This is a genomic window from Mesorhizobium sp. P2_C7, assembly GCF_056404515.1.
In genome coordinates, this window is sequence record NZ_JBFUDW010000005.1 from 51,735 (window position 1) to 71,947 (window position 20,213).

Here is a 20,213-nt window from a genome sequence, read left to right on the forward strand (position 1 = left end):
AAGAAAAGACCCGGCGGCGTGCCGCCGGGTCCGTCATGCAGCGATTACTTCTGCAGTTCGGTCCAGATCTTCGTGTAGAGTTCCTGCGTTTCCGGCGCGCACATCTTCTGGAATTCGCCTTTCGGCTTGGCGTCGGCCGGAATGACGACTTCCGGCGCGTCCTTCATGTCAGCCGGCATGTATTTGTCCGAGCCGGTGATGGCGTTGGCGTAGCGGTGGAAGGCCGAGAGGCCAGCCGCGTTTTCCGGATCCATGATGAAGTTCTGGAACAGCTTGGCGTTCTCGACGTTCTTGGCGTCCTTCAGGACGACGACATTGTCGCTCCACAGGCCAAAGCCTTCCTTCGGATAGTTGTAATGGATGGCCGGGTTGGCCAGACGCTGGCGCAGCGCCGAGCCGTTCCAGTCGCTGGTCGCCTTGAAGTCGCCGGGTACCATCTTTTCGATGGTGTTGTATTCCATCGCGATCCAGTTCGGCTTGGCCGCCACCAGCAGGTCGCGCACCTTCTTCAGCACCGTCTTGTCGTCGGTGCATTGCTGGCCGCCGACATATTTGATCGCCGCGAAGATGACATCGTTCATTTCAGGAACGACGTTGACCTTGCCCTTCAGCTCGTCGGGCGTGTTGAAGACGATGCCCCACGTATCGGCCGGCCCCTTGTAGGCATCGGTGTTGACGACGACGCCGATCGTTCCCCACGCCCACGGCACCGAATATTTGCGGCCCGGATCGAATTCAGGATTGGCCCATTCCGGCGCCACGTTCTTGAAGTTCTCCATCTTGCCCGGATCGGTTTCGAGCAGGAGGCCTTCCTTGATCCAGATCGGCACGTAGGTCTGCGATGGCACGGCGATGTCGAAGCCGGTGCCGCCCTGCCGGATCTTGGCGAGCGCGGTGTCGTTGGAATCGTAGTCGGTGATGGTCACCTTGATCTTGTATTTATCCTCGAACTTCTTGATCACATCGGGGCTGGTGTAGTTGCCCCAATTGTAGATGTTCAGTTCGCCATCGGCGCGAGCCAGGCCCGTCGAAGCGAGCAACGCCAACCCCATGGCGGTCGCTGTTGTCTTCCAGTTCATCGTTCTAACTCCCATTGTTGGTTTCAGTTTCGTTTCCTGCTGACGAAGAAAAACAACGTGACGATCGCGACCGAGAGCAGCAGGAAAGCGGTCGATATCGCGTTGATCTCGGGTGTTACGCCACGGCGGATCTGGCCGAGCATGTAAGTGGGCAGCGTGTCCTGGCCACCGGATTTGACGAACTCGGTGATGACGACGTCGTCGAGCGAGATGACGAAGGCCAGCATCAGTCCGGCCAGCATGCCGGGCCACAAAAGCGGTAGCGTGATGCGGCGAAAGGTCTTCCACGGCGTCGCGTAGAGATCGGCCGCGGCGCGCTCCAGCGTCAGATCCATGTTCTCCAGCCGCGCCCGGATCGGCAGATAGGCGAAGGGAATGCAGAACGCCGTATGCGCGGCGATCAGGTAGCCGAGGCCGGAATAGCCGGTGAAGATCTTGATGCGCGAGAAGAAGATCAGCAACGCCACGCCGGTGACGATCTCGGGCACCATCAGCGGCTGGTTGATCGCCGCATATTTGAACGTCAGACCCGGATAGGGCGCCGTCCGCGTCGTGGCGAGCGCGGCCATGGTGGCGAAGATGGTCGAGAACACCGCGGCGGTGGCGCCGATCTGGAACGAACGCAGGGTCGCATCGATGACCTGCGTGTTCTGCCACGCCGACTGGAACCATCTGAGCGAGAAGCCGCCCCATTCCGATGTCGAGTTCGCCGCATTGAAGGCATAGACGACCAGCACGATGATGGGCAGGTAGAGCAAGACGAAGCAGGTCGCCGCGATCGCGGTAAAGCCCGGCTGATGCTTGATGGAGAAATTGCTAGCCATGACGCACCCCTGACGTTCCGGCATTGCGCACATAGGCAAGCAGTGCCACCATCACGATGATCATGACGGCGATCGACAGCGCTGAACCGAGCGGCCAGTTGCGGCCTTGGCCGAACTGCAATTCGATAAGGTTGGACAGCATCATATTCTTGCCGCCGCCAAGCACGCTTGGTGTCACATAGGCGCCGAGTGCTGGAATGAAGACCAGGATGGAGCCGGCGATGACGCCGGGTTTGACCAGCGGGAAAATGATCTTCCGCAGCACCTTGAAGCGTGTCGCGTAGAGATCGTAGCCCGCCTCGACCAGCCGGAAATCGAGCTTCTCCATGCTGGCGTAGATCGGCAGCACCATCAGCGGTAGATAGACATAGGCCATGCCGATCAGGATCGCCGTATCGGTGAAGAGGATCTGGATCGGTGCAGAGATGATGCCGAGCTTGAGCAGGATCGTGTTGACGATGCCTTCGTTGCGGATGATCTGCAGCACGGCAAAAGTGCGGATCAGAAGGTTGGTCCAGAACGGAATGGTGATCAGGAAGAGCCAGAGATCCCTGGTCTTTTCGCTGCGTGTCGCCATGAAATAGGCGGTCGGGAAACCGAGCGCCAATGTGGCGAGCGTGGTCACCACGGCAAGCTTGATCGAGCGCCAGAAGATGGTGACATGCGCTGCCGCGAGAGAAAGCGTATCGTCAAAAATGTCGCGTTCCATGAACACCGACAACCAGGCATCGGATGAAAACTGCCACTTCACGTCGCCATAGGCGCCGGGCGTCAGGAACGAATAGACAAGCACGATCAGCAACGGGCCGGTCGCGGCGAGAAAAATGACCAGCAGTGCTGGGGCTGACAAAAGCCAGCGGTCGCGGATATCGCGCCGCTCTGCTGCCTTGGCGACTTCCTCTGCGGTCGCCATCGTCAGTCCTTCAAGACCTGGGCGGCGTCGCCGCCAATCAGGATGCCGACCTTGCCACCCTGGACGATACCGTCGCCGGTGCCACGGCTGTTCTGGCGCCGCACGATGAAGGGCTCACCATCGGCGAGGCGCAGATGGAAATGCGTGTCGGTGCCGAGATAGACGATGTTCTCGACCGTGCCTGACAGCGAAGCGCTGGGGCTTGCGGCGCTCAACTGCGCATGTTCGGGGCGCACGACGATGGTAACCTTGCCCTTGGGAACCAGGCCCTCCGGCAGCGAGGCCGGGATTTCCGTGCCCGACGACAGTTTTACCGTCGCGCGGCCTGCCGAGACACCAACCACCTCGGCCTTGAGGAAGTTCGACTCGCCGATGAAATCGGCGACGAAGCGTTCCGACGGCCGGTCGTAGATGTCGCGCGGCGAGCCGACCTGCAGGATCTTGCCTGACGACATCACCGCGATGCGGTCCGACATGGTCAGCGCTTCCTCCTGGTCATGGGTGACGAAGATGAAGGTGATGCCGGTCTCGTGCTGTAGCCGCTTCAGCTCGATCTGCATTTCCTTGCGCAGCTTGTAGTCGAGCGCCGACAACGGCTCATCGAGCAGCAGCACTTTCGGCTGCGGAGCGAGCGCCCTTGCCAGCGCCACACGCTGCTGCTGGCCGCCGGAGATCTGGCTGGTGCGGCGCGCGCTGAGCGCTTCCATCTTGACCAGCTTCAACATCGCGTCGACGCGCGCCTTGATCTCAGCCTTCGGCTTGCCCAGCATCTCCAGGCCAAAGCCGATATTCTCGGCCACGGTCATGTGCGGAAACAGCGCATAGGACTGGAAGACGGTGTTGACCGGCCGCTTGAACGGCGGCAGCGGCGCGATGTCCTGACCGTAAAGCAGAATTTCGCCGGCGGTTGGAAAGTCGAAGCCGGCAATCAGCCGCAGCAACGTCGTCTTTCCGCAGCCCGACGGGCCGAGCAGCGTAAAGAACTCGTTTTCGCGGATGGATACCGAGACCGTATCGAGGGCAGCGACTTGCCCTTCTCCTGATCCGAAAATTTTGCTTACTTTGACAACTTCAATCGCATTCCGATCCGGTTTGTCCGGCACGATTACGCCTCACTGTTGACCCCGCTCTTGCTGGCGGAATTTTCCCCTGTTCGATGTGAACACAAGGCCGGTATGTTGGCAAGCCCGGCACTGAATCACAGTTCAATTCGTAATTTGGCTAGCAAGCCTCATGCCACAGTCAGGCCTGATAGGTGATCTTGCCACCGCAGATCGTCGTTACCGGATGCACCTTGTGCAAAGCCTCCGGCGCGGTCGCCTCGATATCGGCCGAGAGCACCACCAGATCCGCCATATAGCCAGACTTCAGCATGCCCTTGTGGTGCTCGGCGAATTCGGCATAGGCGCCTTCGACAGTGTAGCCGGCGAGGGATTCATGCAGCGAGAAACTCTGGTCCGGGTCGCCTTCTGCCCACGGTTTGCGCAACACTGCCGCCTGGATGCCCAGGATCGGATCGATCGGCGACACCGGCCAGTCCGACGCGAAGACCACGCGCGCGCCGGCATCCTTCAAGGTCCGCCAGGCATAGCTCAACGGCCACCGCGCCGGCCCGATGCGCGATACGGTCGGCTCCAGCGGAAAATCCATGGCGCCAGGCGGGTGCGGCGGCTGCATGGAAGCGATGACGCCGAGTTCGGCAAAGCGCGGAACGTCGGCGGCGGTGGTGACCTCGATGTGCTCAATCCGGTGGCGGCTGTCGCGCTTGCCATTGGCCTTCTGCGCCGCTTCGTAACCGTCGAGCACCGCGCGCACGGCGCCGTCGCCGATCGAATGCACGGCGATCTGCAGCCCGCGTTTGTCGACGGCGACAGCCAGGTCGATGAATTGTTGCGGCGTGAACAGCGGCTCGCCGACCCAGTCCTGACGGTCGGCATAGGGCTCGACCATGACCGCTGTCCAGGAATCCAGCACGCCGTCGTAGAACACCTTGACCATGCCTGACGACAGCCACTCGCTGTTGTAGCGCTCGGCCATGTCGGACGCCTTGTCGAGCATGTCGAGCGTCATGAAATTCTTGTAGTGGAACGGTATCTGCACGCGGCAGGGCAGCCCTTCCTCGGCTTCGATCTCGGCCAGCAGCTCGAGCTGATAGAGATTGCCGTCCATGTTCTGGATCGAGGTGATGCCGTGGCGCGCGCACCAGGCAAGCCCGCGCCGCATGATATCGCGGTCGGCGGCCCGCTCGGCCGCGGTCGGCATCGGATCCGGCTCGCCGCCTGTGGCCAGGCCCAGCCGCACCCGGCTTTCGCCGGCAAGGTCAAGCACCGGACCGAAGGCTTCGCCCTCGCGCAATTCGCCGCCGGCCAGGCCATCATCGCCCATGACGATCTCGTTGCCCGGGCCGAGCGTGCGCCCATGCAGGATGCCGGCCATTTCCAGCGCCCTGGTGTTGGCCCACATGGTGTGATGATCGGGCGCCGCCATGCAGAAGGGGCGATCGGGCAAAATGGCGTCGAGATGGTGTCGTGTCACCCGCTCGCTGCCGAGCACCGTGTAGTCGACGCCCTGCCCGACCAGCATTTTCGCATCCGGCTGGGTCGGCGCATAGTCGCGGATCGCCTTTTGCAGCGCCTCGAACCCGTGAATACCGGTGAGCTGGAGGTGGGCAAGTTCAGCCCCGCCTGAAAACAGATGCATATGGGCTTCGATGAAGCCCGGGATCACCGAACCGCCCTTGGCGTCGATGACCTTGGTGGCCGGTCCCTTGAGCTCTTCGATGGAGGCGCGGCTGCCGATGGCGATGATGGCGCCGTCCTTGACGGCAACAGCCTCTGTGACGGGATTGTCATGGTCCATGGTCAGCACGCGACCGTTGATGGCGATCAGATCAGCATTATGACCCGCACCCGTGACAGACATCGCGACTCCGCGCTTTTGACGACTGACTGAGACCGACAACCCTGTGCCCACGAGCGGCCACTCCACTGGAGCGGCGCTACGGACAAAAAACGATGCCAGCATGCTGTCTTCGAAATTCCCCTTGTTATCCCTGAAGACAGCGTGGATAAAGAATGCGACTGTTTATTCGCGTTTGTCAACATGCGGAATTTGGAATGTATTGTGGACAGCACCCTCCCCGTGTGTTGGGACCGGGCGGGGAACGGGGGCATCAGGCAGTGAAGCGCAGTCTCGACCGCAAAACCAGGATAGCGCTCGAACCGCGCAAGCAGCCGCGCCAACAACGGTCGAGCAAGGTGGTCGACAGGATTCTCGACGCAGCGCTGATCCTGACGCGGGAGCAAGGAACCAAGACGCCGACGACGCTCGCCATTGCGCAGCGCGCAGGCCTGTCGGTCGGTTCGGTCTACCAATACTTCCCCAACAAGGAAGCCATTCTTCTGGACCTCGCCCGGCGCTGGCTGTCCTCCTTTCCCGAAGTGATCGAGAAGCGCATCAAGGTCCCCCGGCCCACCAACCGCGAAGAATTCCGGCGCGAAGTGCGCAAGCTCTTTATCGACACGTCCAGTATCTATCTCGAGAACGCGACCCTGATGCCGGTGATCGAGGCCATTTCAGGCAATGCCGATCTCAGGCCTATCCAGGACGAATATGACGAGCAGATCATTGCGCTTTACGCCGCCTGGCTGCGGCATGTGAATCCTGTTCTCGAAGACAAGATCGCCAAACGGCTCGGCCTTGTGATGATGGAGGTCGGGCACGCCTGCCGGCTGGTCGGACTGAAGAGGGATCGCAGGACATACAACCTCATCGAGGACGATGTGGAAACCATGTGGCTCGCTCTGGTGAGCCCCTATCTCAACCTTGACTGATTTCGCACTTCGAGAGGAATTTCATGAAGACTGTCTATTCGCCGCTTCATGCTGGCCATGCCGGCCAGATGGAACTGGTCACCGCCGCGATCGTGCCGGGTTTCGAAATGCCCTCGCGGGCCGAATTCATCAAGGCGCGGGTCGAAAGCGAGAAACTGGGTCCGATCGTCCTGCCGCTCGAGCACGATCTTGTCGCCGCCAAGCGTATCCACAGGGCTGACTACATCGACTTCCTGCCGACGGTCTGGCCGCAATGGGTGGAAGCCGGCTTCAAGGGCTCGGCGATGCCCTTCACATGGCCGACCCGCGGCCTGCGCGGCGACGTGCCGCCAAAGCGCATCGACGCCCTGCTCGGTTATTATTCCTTCGATGCCGGCGCCACCTTCGTGGAAGGCACATGGGCCGCGATCAAGTCGTCCTATGACGTGGCGCTGACCGCCGCCGGCCTGGTCAAGGGCGGCGAGCTATCCGCTTTCGCGCTCTGCCGCCCGCCGGGCCATCATGCGGGAGCCGGATTCATGGGCGGCTATTGCTTCATCAACAACGCCGCTGTCGCCGCGCAATGGTTCCTCGACCAGGGCGCCAGCCGTGTGTCCATCCTCGATGTCGACTACCATCATGGCAACGGCACGCAGGAGATCTTCTATGACCGCGCCGACGTGCAGGTCCTCAATCTGCACGGCGATCCGATGGTAGAATATCCCTTTTTCCTCGGCCATGCCGATGAACGTGGTTCGGGCGCCGGTGAAGGCTTCAACATCAACTATCCGATGCCGTTCGGCACCGGCTGGGACGCCTGGAATGCCTCGCTTGAAGATGCCTGCGCCAGGCTTGCCGCTTACGCGCCGGACGTCGTCGTCGTCTCGCTCGGCGTCGACACTTTCGAGAAGGACCCGATCAGCCAGTTCAAGCTGAAGACATCGGACTATCCCAAGATCGGCCGCCGCATCGCCAGGCTCGGCCTGCCGACGCTGTTCGTCATGGAAGGCGGCTATGCCGTCGAGGAGATCGGCGTCAACGCCGTCGGCGTGCTGACCGGTTTCGAGGGCAGGTAAATGCCGTCGCCCCAAAGGCGTCAGCGATTTTGGGGCACCGACAGCAGAAGCAAAGCGAGGGACCGGGCGGCGGCGCTGCCGGGGTTCTCGCGATCAGGTTGCGGTGCCGGTGCTCGGCACGACCGCCGGTGCGGCTGCCTTGCGTGAGCGGCCGAAATAATAGACCGCCGCCGCCGCGATGACGCCGGCGGCCAGGATGCCCGCCGCCAGAACCGGCCGATACCAGAACCAGGCGATGGCGATCGTCGTCGTGCCGACCAGGATCGCCAGGAAGAAGGCGATGATGCCGGTGCCCATCCGCGCCATGCTGCCAAGGAACGGAATGACGTCGAGGATCACCCCGATCGGGCTGAGGAACAGGGCAAAGCCGATGGTCAGCAACAGCAGGCCGGCAGCGCGCAGCAGCCAGGTGATCAGCGTGTTTGCGCTGACGGCTTCGGCAAACATCTTGTCGGCCGGGACAGTGCCGGTGTCGACCATCAGCAATTCGTCGCCGGCCACCGTCTGGTAGGGTACGAACCGGCTGCCGGCCTGACGTGCCACGATGCTGACCACGCCGAGCGGCGCCAGTTCGTAGCCGATGCGGTAGTCGCCCAGCGCCGGCGTCGTCGTGTCGACGCCGAGATAGATCTTGCCGTCGACGATGTTGAGCGGCCTGGCGCCGGTATAGGCGGCCTTGATCGCGGCTGACTGACTGGCCGACAGCGAATAGTCCTTGTCACCCTCGATGCGATCGAGCACCGGCTGATCGAGCGTGAAAGCACTGAGCTTGCCTTCCGGAATCTGGAAGGTCCGGCTGTGGATCGCCATCGGCGGATTCTGGTGGCCGTCCGGCTTCTTGAAATCCGAGGAGTCGATCTGGCTGTCGTCCCACACCTTCGAATAGCTGTAGGTCGTGACCGTCTCTTCGCCGCCGCCAAGTTTCTTGGTGGTCTCGGATTTGGACTCTTCCTTCCACTGGTACATCTCGACGTCGCGCGACAGGCGCAGCCCTTGCGCCGCGATACCGAAATCCGGATCGGACAGGCCGCTGTCCGCCGTCACCGGCCCGCTGACATGCACCAGCCTGCCGTCATTGGCGGCGTCGACGCTGTCGGCGCTGACAGAGACCACGGCGCCAGCCCCTTCGGCGAGCGAGCGTGCCGTCTGCACCGCGCGGCCCTCGTTCCAGAACAGGCCGATCACCATCAGCACGATCAAAAGCAGGCCGAAGATGACACCACCGACCGCGCGCTTGATCCGACCGAACCACGAGACGGATGTAACTTCCCGAAATGAATCGCTCATCGTTTCCCCCGAAACCAACAGTGCCAAGATTTGCGCGCGGCCGGTGGCCGCGCATTGAACCGATCAATCGGCGTGGATTTGCGCACCGCAATCCTTGGCCGAAGCACAGGAATGCACCGCCCGCGTCGTGCCGCCGTCGCCGACCCGCCATGGCGAGGCGGACAGCGGCGCTTGCTGCTTGCCGCCGAAAAGGTCAAGCGCCCGCATCGCCGTCTGCTCGCCTTCCGCGTCGCGCTTGACGATCTCGACATTCCTAAGGCCGATCGTGGCAAGCTGCGGCATCACCACATCCGGGTCGCCTGCCACCACGATCAGCGACGGATCGAGCGAAGACAGTGCCAGCGCCTGCTTCTGCACCGCACCGAGCGTCAGTTGGGTGCGCGCCGTCATCCGGCTCTGCTGGTCCTCCAGCGTCGAACCGGAGCCGACGGCACCGATCAGCGAACCGAACAGCCCTGCCGAAGTCTCCGCCGATCCGGCCAACGCCCGGCGATAGACCGTCACCGTACGGTCGACCTCGTCCTGCGCCACTGGCAAGGTGGTCAGGCCGGCAAAGCCTTTCAGGATCTCGGTGATCGCCGGACCGGTGTTGGCCCGCTCGACGGTGGTTGCCACCACCAACCCGGAACCAGCTTTCATCGGGCTCAGCAGATAGCTCGACACGCCATAGGAATAGCCTTTCTCCTCGCGGATCACCGAGTTCAGCCGGCTGGAGAAATCGTCGCCGAGCAGATTGGCGACCGCGGTCGATTCCGCGCGCTCGCCCTCGTCGGTGCCGGGCGCCGGCCGCGCCACGAACAGCGCCGACTGGCTGGCGCCGGGCTCGGGCACCAGCAGCACTTTCTGGCCGCCATTGAAATGCGCCCCAGGCGATGGCTCGACCGCATAGCCGGCGGCGTCATCCGCCCACGTGCCGAACGCCTTTTCGAGGCTTGCTGCAACCGTCGCGACAGGCATCGGACCGACGCTGTAGAACGTCACTGCCTTCGGCGTGAACTCCATTTTGAAGGCGGACCTGGCATCGTCGAGCGAGATCGAGGCCAGCGCCTTGGCCGACCAGTCGATCGCGGCCTTGTCAGGCACCTGTGGAATCAGCGCCGCCTTGGCCGCGCGGCCGGCAACGCCCGGCAGGTCCGCCTCGCGGCCATTGAGCCAGTCGACGGTCTGCGCCATCAGCACGCTCCAGTCGGCGTTGTCGAAACGCGGCTTCAGCACCGCATCGGCAAGCAGACCGACACCTTGGTCCAGTTTTTCCGGCGGCACGCCGAGCGTCATCGCGGTGGTCAGGTATCCGGCCTGATAGCCGACGCTGGCACCGATATCGCTGGTCGCCTTGGCGAAGTCGGCCGAGCCGCGCTCGCCGGCGCCACGCGTTGCCATGCTTGCGGCAAGCTCGAGCAGCCCTTCCTTGCCTTCCGGCACACTGTTCCAGCCGCCGTCGGCGCTGGCCGCCACATAGACCATCGGCGCTTCCGGCATGGTGTAGTGGACGAGCTTGATGCCGTTCGACAGCGTCGCCGTTTCCATGGCGGGCAACGCCGCCGAAGGTGCCTCGCCGGCCTGGTGCTTCGGAATATCGATCGCTGCCCGCTCCGGCGCCGTGAACGGCAACGGCGTGCCGGACGATCCGATCAGCGCGTCGGGGTAGCCGCCGCGCGGACCCGGCTTCAACACCAGCACGCTTGCATCTTCCGGCCTCAGCAGCCGCTTCATCGTTGCTTCGACATCAGCGACGCTGGCATTCCTGACGTGCGGATCGTCGACCAGCGCGCTTTGCGCGTCGCCGAGAATGTCGGCGTTGTAGGAAACCGTGCCGGCGCGATCCTTCAGCGCTTCGCTGCCGAGCCGCGTGGCCAGCAATATCCCGTTGCGCGCGCGTTCGACATCGGCCGCATCAAGCGGCATCTTCTGGAAATCCGCGAAAGCGGCTTTCATCGCGCCTTCGAGCGCTTCGGGCGTCACGCCTGCCGCCGCGCCGGCCTCGAAGGTGAAGCGGCCGCCAAGCAATCCGCCGGTCCAGCTCGCGTTGGCATAGGTGGCGACGCCCTGTTCCGAGACGAGGCGATTGCGCAGGAAGCCGTATTCGCCATTGCCGAGCACTTCGGCAGCGATGCTGAGCGCGCCATTGTCTGGCGATTGCGCCGCCGGGCCGCTGAAGCCGACCACGATGACGGGGCTCGGCACACGGTCCTCGAGCACCAGCTTGAGTCGCGCCTGCGTCGGCTCGGGCACTGCTGGCCGAGCCACATCGGCGCCGCTCGGCACCCGGCCGAACGTGTCGGCAATCAGCGCCTTGGTGTCATCGACCTTGAGGTCGCCGACCAGCACCAGCACCGCATTGTTGGGCAAATAATAGGTGTTGAAGAAACCGCGCACGTCGTCCAGCGTCGCCGCGTCGAGGTCGGCGACCGAGCCGATGACCATGCGGCTGTAGGGATGCGGTTTCGGGAACAGCCCTGACCAGAAGGCCTCCCAGCCGGATGCGCCGGCCTTGTCCAGCACGTTCTGGCGCATCTCGTTCTTGACCACCGAGCGCTGCAGGTCGAGCTTGGCCTGCGTTACCGAACGGCCGAGATTGGCCATGCGGTCGGCTTCCAGCGACAGGATCATGGGCAGCGACGACGACAGCCCGTCGACATAGAACACGGTGCCGTCCTCGGTGGTCCAGGCATTGATTTCGTTTCCGAGCGCGGCATGGGCGCCGAACACGTTCGGCCAGGCCGGCGTGCCGGAAAACATCAGGTGCTCGAACAGATGCGCGAAACCCGAGCGGCCGGCGGGTTCATTCATCGAACCGACGCGGTAGCGCAGGTTCATCACCACCTTCGGCGCCCGATGGTCAGGCACCAGCACCACCTGCAGCCCGTTGTCGAGCGCATAGGTGACAACAGGCTCGGCCTGTGCGGGAGCTACCGCCCACGCACCGATCAAGATCGCAAGCATCACCGTGAACGCCAGGAAAACCCGCTTCATGATCACCCCCCCAATGCCGATGGCCGCGAACAAGCGCTGCCCATCTCGCCCAGTCCGACCGAAGGGACGCCCATCCCTGCCGGTCAGCGGAAACCTATCGGAATCGATCGGCCCTCGATATGCCAACTTAACAACAGCGTCTGGCTTTTTCGTGTCGGCGTTTCCATGACCCAAGGGTGGTGAAAGGGCTTGGGAGTCCGCCTCTGAGTCGCATGCGAGTCCATCGGATTCGATTTTGTCAAATCGCGTTTGATGTCAGATTCAACTGCGGGTAGATTAGACCCGAATCAGCCGGTCCTAGGGGGGCGCGGCAACCACCCAAAGTCTCTTGTTCCGGAGTTTTCCGGCACCAGACGCGGACGGCTTCGCGTTCCCTGAATGGATTCGGATCTGGTTGGCGCAGCCCTGCGCCAAGCGTGTGTCTTCGTCAAAGTAATGCGTATTCAGGTTCGGCGGCTGGCACCCAGCATCCGGACAGCAGAAACGATTCCGGCCAAAAGCAACAAGAATGAGCAGTCCCGCCGCGCTTCTTCAATCCGATACATTGGGCTCGCGCCTGACGTCGCGCGGTGATCTCACAAGCTTTTTCATGCAGCTGACCGCCGAGATCGGCGCCGACAGCTACATGCTGGTTGCCATTGTCCACGACCAGGACCGCAACGATGCTCGCATCGTTTCGTCCAACTGGATTTTCGACGCCATCGAGCTGATCGGCAAGCGGCTGATCGCCGGGCTTGCACAAGGCGCGCTCACCGTTGCGCCCGGCATCCGCCCGAGACCGCTGGTGGCATCGCAGGCGCCCGAGACGAACGGGTTGATCACCGGCGAGGAGGCCCGCCTTCTCGATGTGCTCGGTCATGCCGAGGTCTATTCACTCAAGCTGAATGTCGGCCGCCAGCGCCTGTTCGCTCTGTTCTCGGCAGCGACTGTTGGCAGCATCGACCAGCCGGCGCTGATGAGGGCGCAGCTGAAATGCTGCTACGCGCTTTCGCACATCCCGCAGCTGATTGCCGCCGCCGCCATGCAGGATCCGCTGTCGGACCGCGAGCGCGAATGCCTGTTCTGGGTCTCCGAAGGCAAGACCACCGACGAGGTCGCCGTCATCCTTGGCGTCTCCTCCAACACCGTCAACAGCTACATCACCCACGCCATCCAGAAATTCGCGGCCAGCAACCGCGCGATGGCCATCGCCACGGCGATCAGGAGCGGCATCATTTGAAACAGGCCGATATCAAGGAGGCTGCCGAAGCCCTTTTCAACGAGCAGCGCAACCCGTTCGGCGCCTTCACGCTCGGCTCCGAGACCCATCACGCCGTCACCATTCCAGACGCCGTGCGCCGCTGCCGCTGGATCGCCGTCGACATCAACGCCTCGGCCTTCGGCCTGTTCTTCGTCAGCCCGTCGGCCGAACGGGCACGGCTCGTGCCTTGCCTCGATTCCGACTATCCCGGCATTTCGGTGGCGACCAAGTTCATTTCAGGCGCCAATGGCGAGGAGATCGTGCGCCACACCCGCAACTCGACGGAACCGCGCTGGTGGACCGACGACGGCATCGCCGCCATGGCGGAGACGTTCGGCAATCTCGCCTGGACCGAGCAGATGGCACCGCTGGCGCCTGGCACGAGCGGCATCGCCTTCCCCGTCCATGCCGAGCGTGGGCAATGCGGCCTTGTCGTCTTCCTGGGGTCCGAGATCGTCCTGCCGCAGGACGCGCTCTACGAGATCCATGCCCGCTGCTTTTCACTGTTCGCCGCTGTCGCCCTCATGCGCCCAAGCGATACCGGCCGCATGCGCGCGATCTCCAAGCGCGAGCTCGAATGCCTGAAGCTGACCGCCAATGGCAACACCAGCGAGGAGATCGCACGGCTGCTGAAGCTTTCGGTGCACACCGCCAACCAGTACCTGACGCAATCCACCCAGAAGCTCAACGCGGTCAACCGCAACCAGGCGGTGGCCAAGGCGTTGCGGCTGGGACTTATCGAATAGGGCAATTCGAGGATCTTGCGGCTAATGCATGCCGCTCAAAAGTGGCCCGGTTTTGGGAAAACGACATGCATGGAAACAAAGGCTTAAAGCGGCTCGCATGAGTCCGTTTGGACGAGACGCGCTTTAAGGCTCGGAAGCGGCCGATGTTCAGCGAAAGGCCAGCGGCTCGACCCTGCGGATGCGCGCCTGTTCGATCACCGCCTCGAGCAGGGCCGTGTTGTGCTCAGGGTCTTCGCCCGGCTTCTCGAACGAGACATAGTTGACCACCACGGAGGCACCGTGCTCGCTCAGCGTCAGCTGGAAATAGACGGTGACACCCGGCGGCCTCAACTCCAGATCGAGCACGATGCGCGGGCTGCCCGTCCAGTCGACATGCGCCTCGCCGCCATGGCCGAGCCGCAGCGTACCTGGCATGAAGAACAGCTCCACCGCCGAATCGACCAGATCCGACAGGCACGCGAAATGCTCCAGCCGGATGAAGGCGATGTAGTCGGCGACATCGATCAGCCGGAGTTCCCCCACCACTTGCTCGATGGCGCTGGCGACGATGATCTCGCGGGAGTTTGCGTGCGGTTGCCGGTTCATGAAATCTGTCTGCGCTCAGCCTTTTTCGAGTAGACGACCCGCACCAGTTCGGCGACGGCCTGATAGAATTGCGACGGGATCACATTATCGACCGAAACTTGCTTGTACATGGAGCGGGCGAGCGCCACGTCCTCGAAGATCGGGATGTTGTGTTCCCGCGCGATCTCGCGGATTTTCAGCGCCACCAGGTCCTGTCCCTTGGCCAGCACGATCGGCGCCGAATCCTCGTCGCGCACATATTTCAGCGCAATCGAGAAGTGGGTCGGGTTGGCGATGATCAGCGTCGCGCGCGGCACCGCCGTCATCATCCGTTTGCGCGCCCGGTCGCGCGCCAGCGAGCGCAGCCGCGACTTGACGATCGGGTCGCCCTCGGACTGCTTGAACTCGTCCTTGACCTCCTGCTTGCTCATGCGCAGGTCCTGCTTCCAGTGGAAGCGCGACCAAACGATGTCGACCGCCGCGATCAGCCCCATGACGAAGACGATCGCCACCAGGATGTCGACGGCGATGCCACGGATGACGAGCCCGAAGGCGACCGGATTGGTGATCATGCCGGCGAGCAGCTTGCGGTGGTCTTCCGACAGCGTGAAGCTCAGCACGACGATGGCGAAACCGACCTTGCCGAGAGCCTTCATGAACTCGACCCAACCCTGAATGCCGAACAGCCTGTTCCAGCCCTTGGCAATCGAGATGCGCGAGAGTTGCGGCCGGATCCGCTCGCCGACGAATTGCGGCATGTTCTGGAACACCGAGGCTCCGACACCGGCAACGCTCAACAGCACCAGCAGGCTGACGATGGCGCGGCCCACCTCCAGGAGGACGATCTTGTAGAGCGCGATGACGTCGGTCTCGGTGTCCATCGGCCAGGCTTCCGGCTTCTCCAGGAACATCGACAGAAACATGCCGAGATCGATGATGGCGTCCTTGGCGTAGAAGACAGTGAACACCAGTATGGCGACGAAGGATGCCAGCAGCGCCGTTTCCCGCGAATGGGGCAGCTTGCCCTGTTCGATGGTGTCGCGGATCTTCTTTTCCGTCGCCTCTTCGGTTTTAGAATCCTTGTCGACCGCGTCAGCCATGTCGCGGTCTTAGGCGGCGTTCTGGGTCGAGGGAAGTTCGAAGGCGCCTTCGCGCGACAGCCGGATCGTCGTCGACACGATCGACTTGCGCGCTGCCATGATGTCGGCAAGGGCAACGCCCTCCGACCCTTGTCCGAGCTCGGCTTCGATCATGCGCCGCGACCGCGCGCCGATCGCCGACAGCGCCGCCTCGGCAAGCGCGGCCGAAGTGCCGCGCAAGGCCAGCGTGACCAGTTCGGTCGACAGCCCGTCGAACAGCAGCACCCGCGCTTTCTGGGTCAGCAGCGGCAAATCGTCGAAGGCGAACAGGCGAGCGCGGACGCCGTCGAGATCGGGCGTGCCGGCGGCTTCCAGGTCCTGCATGACCTCCTCGAGCAGCGGCTTGTCCAGTTCGTTGAGAACGCTGGCGACGCGCGCCTGCCCGGCCGACGTGTCCTTGGTCGAGGTTTCCGTCAGCACGCTGCTGCGTAGCCGGTTTTCGACGATCCTGGTGGCGGCGTCCGGAACATTGGCCATCGTCACCATGCGCTTGATGATTTCGCCGCGCGTCGGCTTGGTCAGCGTCAGAAGCACACTCGCCGCCGCTTGCGGCGCCAGCTTCGACAGCACCATGGCCGCGGTCTGCGGATGTTCGCCGGCCAGGAAGGCGCCAAGCCGCGCCGGTTCGAGCTTTTCGAGCTCGGGCCAGATCGGCAGCGGGGCTTCAGGCGCGACTTCGAATTTCTTGTCGCCCATGATCGCGCTCATCTCTTCGGGCGAGAGCGATTCATTGAGGATGGTGTCCATCCTGTCGGCCGAATCGAGCAGTCCCGCCCCTTCGGTGAACTCGGCTTCGAACTCGGCGACGATGCGCTCGAGATCGCTTTGCGGAATGGTCCGCAGCAGCCGGGCGCCCTCGATCAGCGCCTTCAATTCTTCCTGCTTGAAGAATTTCAAGAGACGGCTGGCCGACGGCTTGCCCATCGCCACCAGTATGGCGGCCGCCTTCTGCGCGCGGGTCAAGGTCACCGGCGTCGTCATGCCTCTCGCCTCCGCTGCCACCGGCAAGCCCCGCAATCCATGTCTAGGCGCCCTTCGTGCCGGCGATGATTTCGGTCAGCCTGATGCCGAAGCGCGACGGATCGCTTTCCAGCACGGTGATCTCGCCGCGTGCGATCTTGCGGCCGTTGACCACGACGTCGACAGGTTCGCCGATGCGCCGGTTGAGCGCCACCGTCGAACCTTTCTGCAGCGCCATCAGGTCGGAGACCGGCATCTCGGTGCTGCCGAGGATGATCTGGACATCGACGGGGATGTTCATGATGACGCTCGAATTGGCACCGGAAGCGGCCCGGAACGCCGCATCCGGGCGCTGCTCCTCTTCATGCAGGACCCCGCGCAATTCTTCGATGGCGCGGTCGAGCTGCTCGTCGGGCTGGTCGAGGTCGGCTTCCGCCTTGGTCTGGGCCATGAATCGTCTCCAAATGCTCAGGCGCGTCCGGCGGCAGCCGGCATCAGCCCGTCGATAAAATCCTGCCCGGCATCGTAGGGATGCCTGATTCGGACGGTGTAATTCTGACCCAGTTTGCCGAACTCGCATACGAACAGGGTCTTGCCGCGCGCGCTGAGACGCGCCTGCGACTGTGCCGTTTCCTCGAATTCGATGACCTGGCCGATTTCGAAATCGGCAAGGTCGCCGAGCGTCAGTCGTGCAAGCGGCATGGTGGCCTCTAGTGCCACCGTGGATCGCATCACTTCTTCCGAAAAGCGCGCGCGCCAGCTGGCGCTGTGATCGTCCTGGCTGACACCGGCGGCGCTATCGCGGCTGGCCAGCACGATACGCTGCGGCATCGTCACCGTGACGGTGCCGCTATCGGCCGGCGTCGAGATGCCAAAGACGATGCGGACTGCAGCGCCGTCGCGCAGCACGTGCCGTTTTGCTTCGGTGCCCGACATCGCCCGCGACACGGGCAGGCGCAGATCGAGCGAGCGCCGTCCGGATCCGTTCAAGGCCTGTGCGACCTGCTGGAACACCATAGTCGAGACATCGACCTCGATCTGCGACAGATCGCGCTCGATCGGCGATGCCGGCATCTCCGGGTCGCCGCCGAACAACGTACAGACCGTGATCGCGATCGCCGACGCATCGATCACCAGGGTCATGGCATCGGACGACGTGGCTGATGCGACGATGGTCATGGCAAACGTATCGCCGGCATGCGAGCGCGCCTCCGCGACGCGGCTGATCTCGACGGCCCTGAGATCGACGGTTACCGGAACGCCAAGCTCACTGGTCAGGCTCTTCTGCAGCAGCGGCGCGGCGCGCTCGGCCATGCCCCGGCCGGTGCCGATGACCTGGGCGGCCTCGCCGCTGTCGCCGACCAGGCGCTCGATGATCAGCGAGCGGGCTTCCGAGGGGCTTCCCGGGCTTGTCATGACAATGCTGGGACCGATCTCTGGCGCATCGTTCAGGCAGCCTTCTTCTCGGCGGTGCCGGTGTTCATCGTGCTCTGCTCGACGGCGTCGATCGTCGGCCGCTCATAGGACGAGATGGTCTTGCGGCCAAACTCGATCGCCACCTGCGGCAGTGCGCCGTTCATGTAGGCCAGCAGCGTCTGCTTGACGATGATGTAGAGGCGGTTGTTCTTCTCGCGCACGGTCTTGATCTTGGTGGCGACCGGCCCGACCACCGCATAGGACAGGAAGATGCCAAGGAAGGTGCCGACCAGGGCCGCGCCAATCAGGCCGCCGAGGATTTCCGGCGACTGGTCGAGCGCGCCCATCGCCTTGACCACGCCAAGCACGGCGGCGACGATGCCGAGCGCGGGCAGGCCGTCGCCGACCGCCACCATCGCGTGATAAGCCTTCATCTTGTCGGACTTGATGGTCTGGATTTCCTCGTCCATCAGCGCCTCGATCTCGTGCGAGCGGGCATTGCCGATGATGATGATGCGGCAGTAATCGCAAATGAAATTCATCAAATCGTGGTTCTTGAGCACGGTCGGAAAGGCCTGGAAGATCGCCGATTCCTCCGGATTGTCGATATGCGCCTCGACCTCGCTGCGCGATTTTGAGCGCAGCTCGCGCATCAGGCTGTGCAGCACGCCGAGCGTTTCGAGGTAGTTCTGCTCCTTCGGCACCGCCTGCTTGAACGCCTCGAGGATGGCCTTGCCGGTATCCTTGACCGTCTTCATCGGATTGGCGACCAGAAACGTGCCGAACGCGGCGCCGCAGATGACCACGGCTTCCCACGGCTGGACCAGAACATGAAGATGGCCACCCATGGCCATGAAGCCGCCAAGCACGCAGCCGAGCGTTACCACCAGTCCAATCAGAATGCCCACAACAGGTCCTTCCGCATTTCACTTCGGAAGCAAGGGATAGCCCTCGTGCCTTGTGTGAGGCTTGAATCCAGGCCGCTGGATTCGATTCAGTTTCGCGCAAGGAAGTGGGGGTATTGTGCCGGCATAGCTTCGGCCGGAGGCACGTCTTTGCTTAATACCTTTACCAGCTACCAGCTCATCACCAAGGACATTTCGAAGTCGCTCGACAGGATCGAGCAGCAGCCCGTGGTCGACCGCGATACCAAATATTATCTCGCCAACATCACCAAGGTGAAATCGATCGACGATTTCGTCAACAATGATCGGTTGTTCAAATATGCCATGAAGGCCTACGGGCTCGAGAACATGGACTACGCCAAGGCCTTCATGGTCAAGGCGTTGAAGGAAGGCGTCTCCGATCCCAACAGCTTTGCCAACAAGTTGACCGACAAGCGCTACGCCGAGTTCGTCAGCGCCTTCAACTTCGCCGCCAACGGCGCCGATGCGACCATCTACAACAAGACGCAGCAGATGGTGACCAAGAATTACGCCACGCAGGCGGCAATCGCCGGCCTCGATCCGAACTCCGCCTATGTGAAGGGTGAGACGACATATTATCTCGCCAACATCACCAAGGTGAAGTCGATCGACGACCTGATGTCGAACAACCGGCTCTACACCTACGCGCTCGCGTCATTCGGCCTCGATGCGGCGACGCAGGACAAGGATCTCATCAAGCGGGTTCTGCAGGGCGGCGTCCGCGACCCCGACAGCGTCGCCAACAAGATGACGGACAAGACCTACGCAGCACTCGCCTCGGCCTTCAATTTCGAAGCCAATGGTGAGAATGCCACCACCATCGTTTCGGCGCAGCAGCCGACCGTCGACAAGTACATGCGCCAGACGCTGGAAGAGGATGCCGGCAACACCAACCAGGGTGTGCGGCTGGCGCTTTATTTCGATCGCAAGGCGCCGACCATCACCAGCTGGTATGACGTGCTGGCCGACACAGCCCTTGCCAGCGTCGTGCGCACCGCGCTCGGGCTGCCCGATTCCTTCGCCACCGCCAACATCGACAAGCAGGCGCAGCTGTTCGAGCAGAAACTCGACATCTCGGACTTCACCGATCCCGAGAAGCTCGGCAAGTTCCTGACCCGCTTCACCAGCATGTACGAGATAAACAACCCGACCTCATCGGCGGTCAGCTCGGCCAGCGTGCTGTTTGCCCAGCCGATCACGGTCGGCATCTCCACCGACCTGATGATGGCCATGCAGAAATTGAGGTTCTGAGACCATC

Annotated in this window: 18 protein-coding genes; 5 read left to right on the plus strand and 13 right to left on the minus strand. The window is 62.8% G+C overall.

Annotation, left to right across the window (positions count from 1 at the left end; all coding sequences use genetic code 11):
• Window positions 1-44: 44 nt before the first annotated feature.
• The 5 genes from AC1D2G_RS12090 to AC1D2G_RS12110 form a co-directional block, all read right to left on the minus strand.
• A complete protein-coding gene (locus AC1D2G_RS12090; protein WP_477414184.1) occupies window positions 45-1,079 on the minus strand; it encodes an ABC transporter substrate-binding protein in 1,035 nt (344 codons plus the stop codon).
• 23 nt (window positions 1,080-1,102) lie between these two features.
• Window positions 1,103-1,903, minus strand: a complete 801-nt coding sequence (locus tag AC1D2G_RS12095; protein ID WP_477306677.1) for an ABC transporter permease — start codon at window positions 1,901-1,903, stop codon at window positions 1,103-1,105.
• Entirely contained in the window at window positions 1,896-2,816 is a 921-nt protein-coding gene (locus AC1D2G_RS12100) for an ABC transporter permease (RefSeq protein WP_457152088.1), read from the minus strand. Before AC1D2G_RS12100 ends, AC1D2G_RS12095 begins: the two co-directional genes overlap by 8 nt.
• 2 nt (window positions 2,817-2,818) lie before the next feature.
• Complete coding sequence (locus AC1D2G_RS12105) at window positions 2,819-3,919, minus strand: polyamine ABC transporter ATP-binding protein (protein WP_184876476.1); 1,101 nt, start codon at window positions 3,917-3,919, stop codon at window positions 2,819-2,821.
• A 139-nt stretch (window positions 3,920-4,058) separates the two neighbouring features.
• Window positions 4,059-5,738 carry an amidohydrolase gene (locus tag AC1D2G_RS12110; RefSeq protein WP_477414186.1) on the minus strand — a complete coding sequence of 560 codons (1,680 nt, stop codon included), beginning with the start codon at window positions 5,736-5,738 and terminating at the stop codon, window positions 4,059-4,061.
• 257 nt (window positions 5,739-5,995) lie between these two features.
• Between AC1D2G_RS12110 and AC1D2G_RS12115 the strand changes: the two genes are divergently transcribed.
• Both AC1D2G_RS12115 and AC1D2G_RS12120 read left to right on the plus strand, forming a co-directional pair.
• Window positions 5,996-6,649, plus strand: a complete 654-nt coding sequence (locus AC1D2G_RS12115; RefSeq protein ID WP_095084491.1) for a TetR/AcrR family transcriptional regulator — start codon at window positions 5,996-5,998, stop codon at window positions 6,647-6,649.
• 23 nt (window positions 6,650-6,672) lie between these two features.
• Complete coding sequence (locus AC1D2G_RS12120; RefSeq protein WP_477414188.1) at window positions 6,673-7,704, plus strand: histone deacetylase family protein; 1,032 nt, start codon at window positions 6,673-6,675, stop codon at window positions 7,702-7,704.
• 93 nt (window positions 7,705-7,797) lie between these two features.
• Here AC1D2G_RS12120 and AC1D2G_RS12125 read toward each other — a convergent pair whose 3' ends face one another.
• Both AC1D2G_RS12125 and AC1D2G_RS12130 read right to left on the minus strand, forming a co-directional pair.
• Window positions 7,798-8,991, minus strand: a complete 1,194-nt coding sequence (locus tag AC1D2G_RS12125) for a TMEM43 family protein (protein ID WP_477414189.1) — start codon at window positions 8,989-8,991, stop codon at window positions 7,798-7,800.
• 63 nt (window positions 8,992-9,054) lie between these two features.
• On the minus strand, window positions 9,055-11,964 hold the full coding sequence (locus AC1D2G_RS12130; RefSeq protein WP_477414191.1) for a M16 family metallopeptidase: 2,910 nt from the start codon (window positions 11,962-11,964) through the stop codon (window positions 9,055-9,057).
• 508 nt (window positions 11,965-12,472) lie between these two features.
• On the opposite strand from AC1D2G_RS12130, the gene AC1D2G_RS12135 reads away from it, so the two are divergent.
• Together AC1D2G_RS12135 and AC1D2G_RS12140 are read left to right on the plus strand one after the other, a co-directional pair.
• A complete protein-coding gene (locus tag AC1D2G_RS12135; protein ID WP_477414193.1) occupies window positions 12,473-13,183 on the plus strand; it encodes a helix-turn-helix transcriptional regulator in 711 nt (236 codons plus the stop codon).
• A complete protein-coding gene (locus AC1D2G_RS12140; RefSeq protein WP_477414195.1) occupies window positions 13,180-13,950 on the plus strand; it encodes a helix-turn-helix transcriptional regulator in 771 nt (256 codons plus the stop codon). Before AC1D2G_RS12135 ends, AC1D2G_RS12140 begins: the two co-directional genes overlap by 4 nt.
• A gap of 147 nt (window positions 13,951-14,097) precedes the next feature.
• Here the strand turns inward: AC1D2G_RS12140 and AC1D2G_RS12145 are convergent, their stop codons facing one another.
• The 6 genes from AC1D2G_RS12145 to motA are packed head-to-tail and all read right to left on the minus strand — an operon-like array spanning window position 14,098 to window position 18,937.
• Entirely contained in the window at window positions 14,098-14,535 is a 438-nt protein-coding gene (locus AC1D2G_RS12145; RefSeq protein ID WP_477306666.1) for a hypothetical protein, read from the minus strand.
• Window positions 14,532-15,614, minus strand: a complete 1,083-nt coding sequence (flhB, locus tag AC1D2G_RS12150; protein ID WP_477414197.1) for a flagellar biosynthesis protein FlhB — start codon at window positions 15,612-15,614, stop codon at window positions 14,532-14,534. Before flhB ends, AC1D2G_RS12145 begins: the two co-directional genes overlap by 4 nt.
• Window positions 15,615-15,623: 9 nt before the next feature.
• Window positions 15,624-16,634 (minus strand): flagellar motor switch protein FliG, encoded by a 1,011-nt coding sequence (locus tag AC1D2G_RS12155; RefSeq protein WP_457151605.1) that lies wholly within the window; start codon window positions 16,632-16,634, stop codon window positions 15,624-15,626.
• Window positions 16,635-16,677: 43 nt separating this feature from the next.
• Window positions 16,678-17,064, minus strand: coding sequence for a flagellar motor switch protein FliN (gene fliN / locus AC1D2G_RS12160; protein ID WP_184876493.1), 387 nt, complete (start codon window positions 17,062-17,064; stop codon window positions 16,678-16,680).
• Window positions 17,065-17,081: 17 nt separating this feature from the next.
• Window positions 17,082-18,029: a FliM/FliN family flagellar motor switch protein gene (locus AC1D2G_RS12165; RefSeq protein ID WP_477414199.1), complete on the minus strand. Its 948-nt coding sequence runs from the start codon at window positions 18,027-18,029 to the stop codon at window positions 17,082-17,084.
• A 32-nt stretch (window positions 18,030-18,061) separates the two neighbouring features.
• Window positions 18,062-18,937, minus strand: a complete 876-nt coding sequence (gene motA / locus AC1D2G_RS12170; protein WP_095084502.1) for a flagellar motor stator protein MotA — start codon at window positions 18,935-18,937, stop codon at window positions 18,062-18,064.
• Between the two features lie 147 nt (window positions 18,938-19,084).
• On the opposite strand from motA, the gene AC1D2G_RS12175 reads away from it, so the two are divergent.
• On the plus strand, window positions 19,085-20,206 hold the full coding sequence (locus AC1D2G_RS12175; protein WP_477414201.1) for a DUF1217 domain-containing protein: 1,122 nt from the start codon (window positions 19,085-19,087) through the stop codon (window positions 20,204-20,206).
• The last annotated feature ends 7 nt before the right edge of the window (window positions 20,207-20,213 follow it).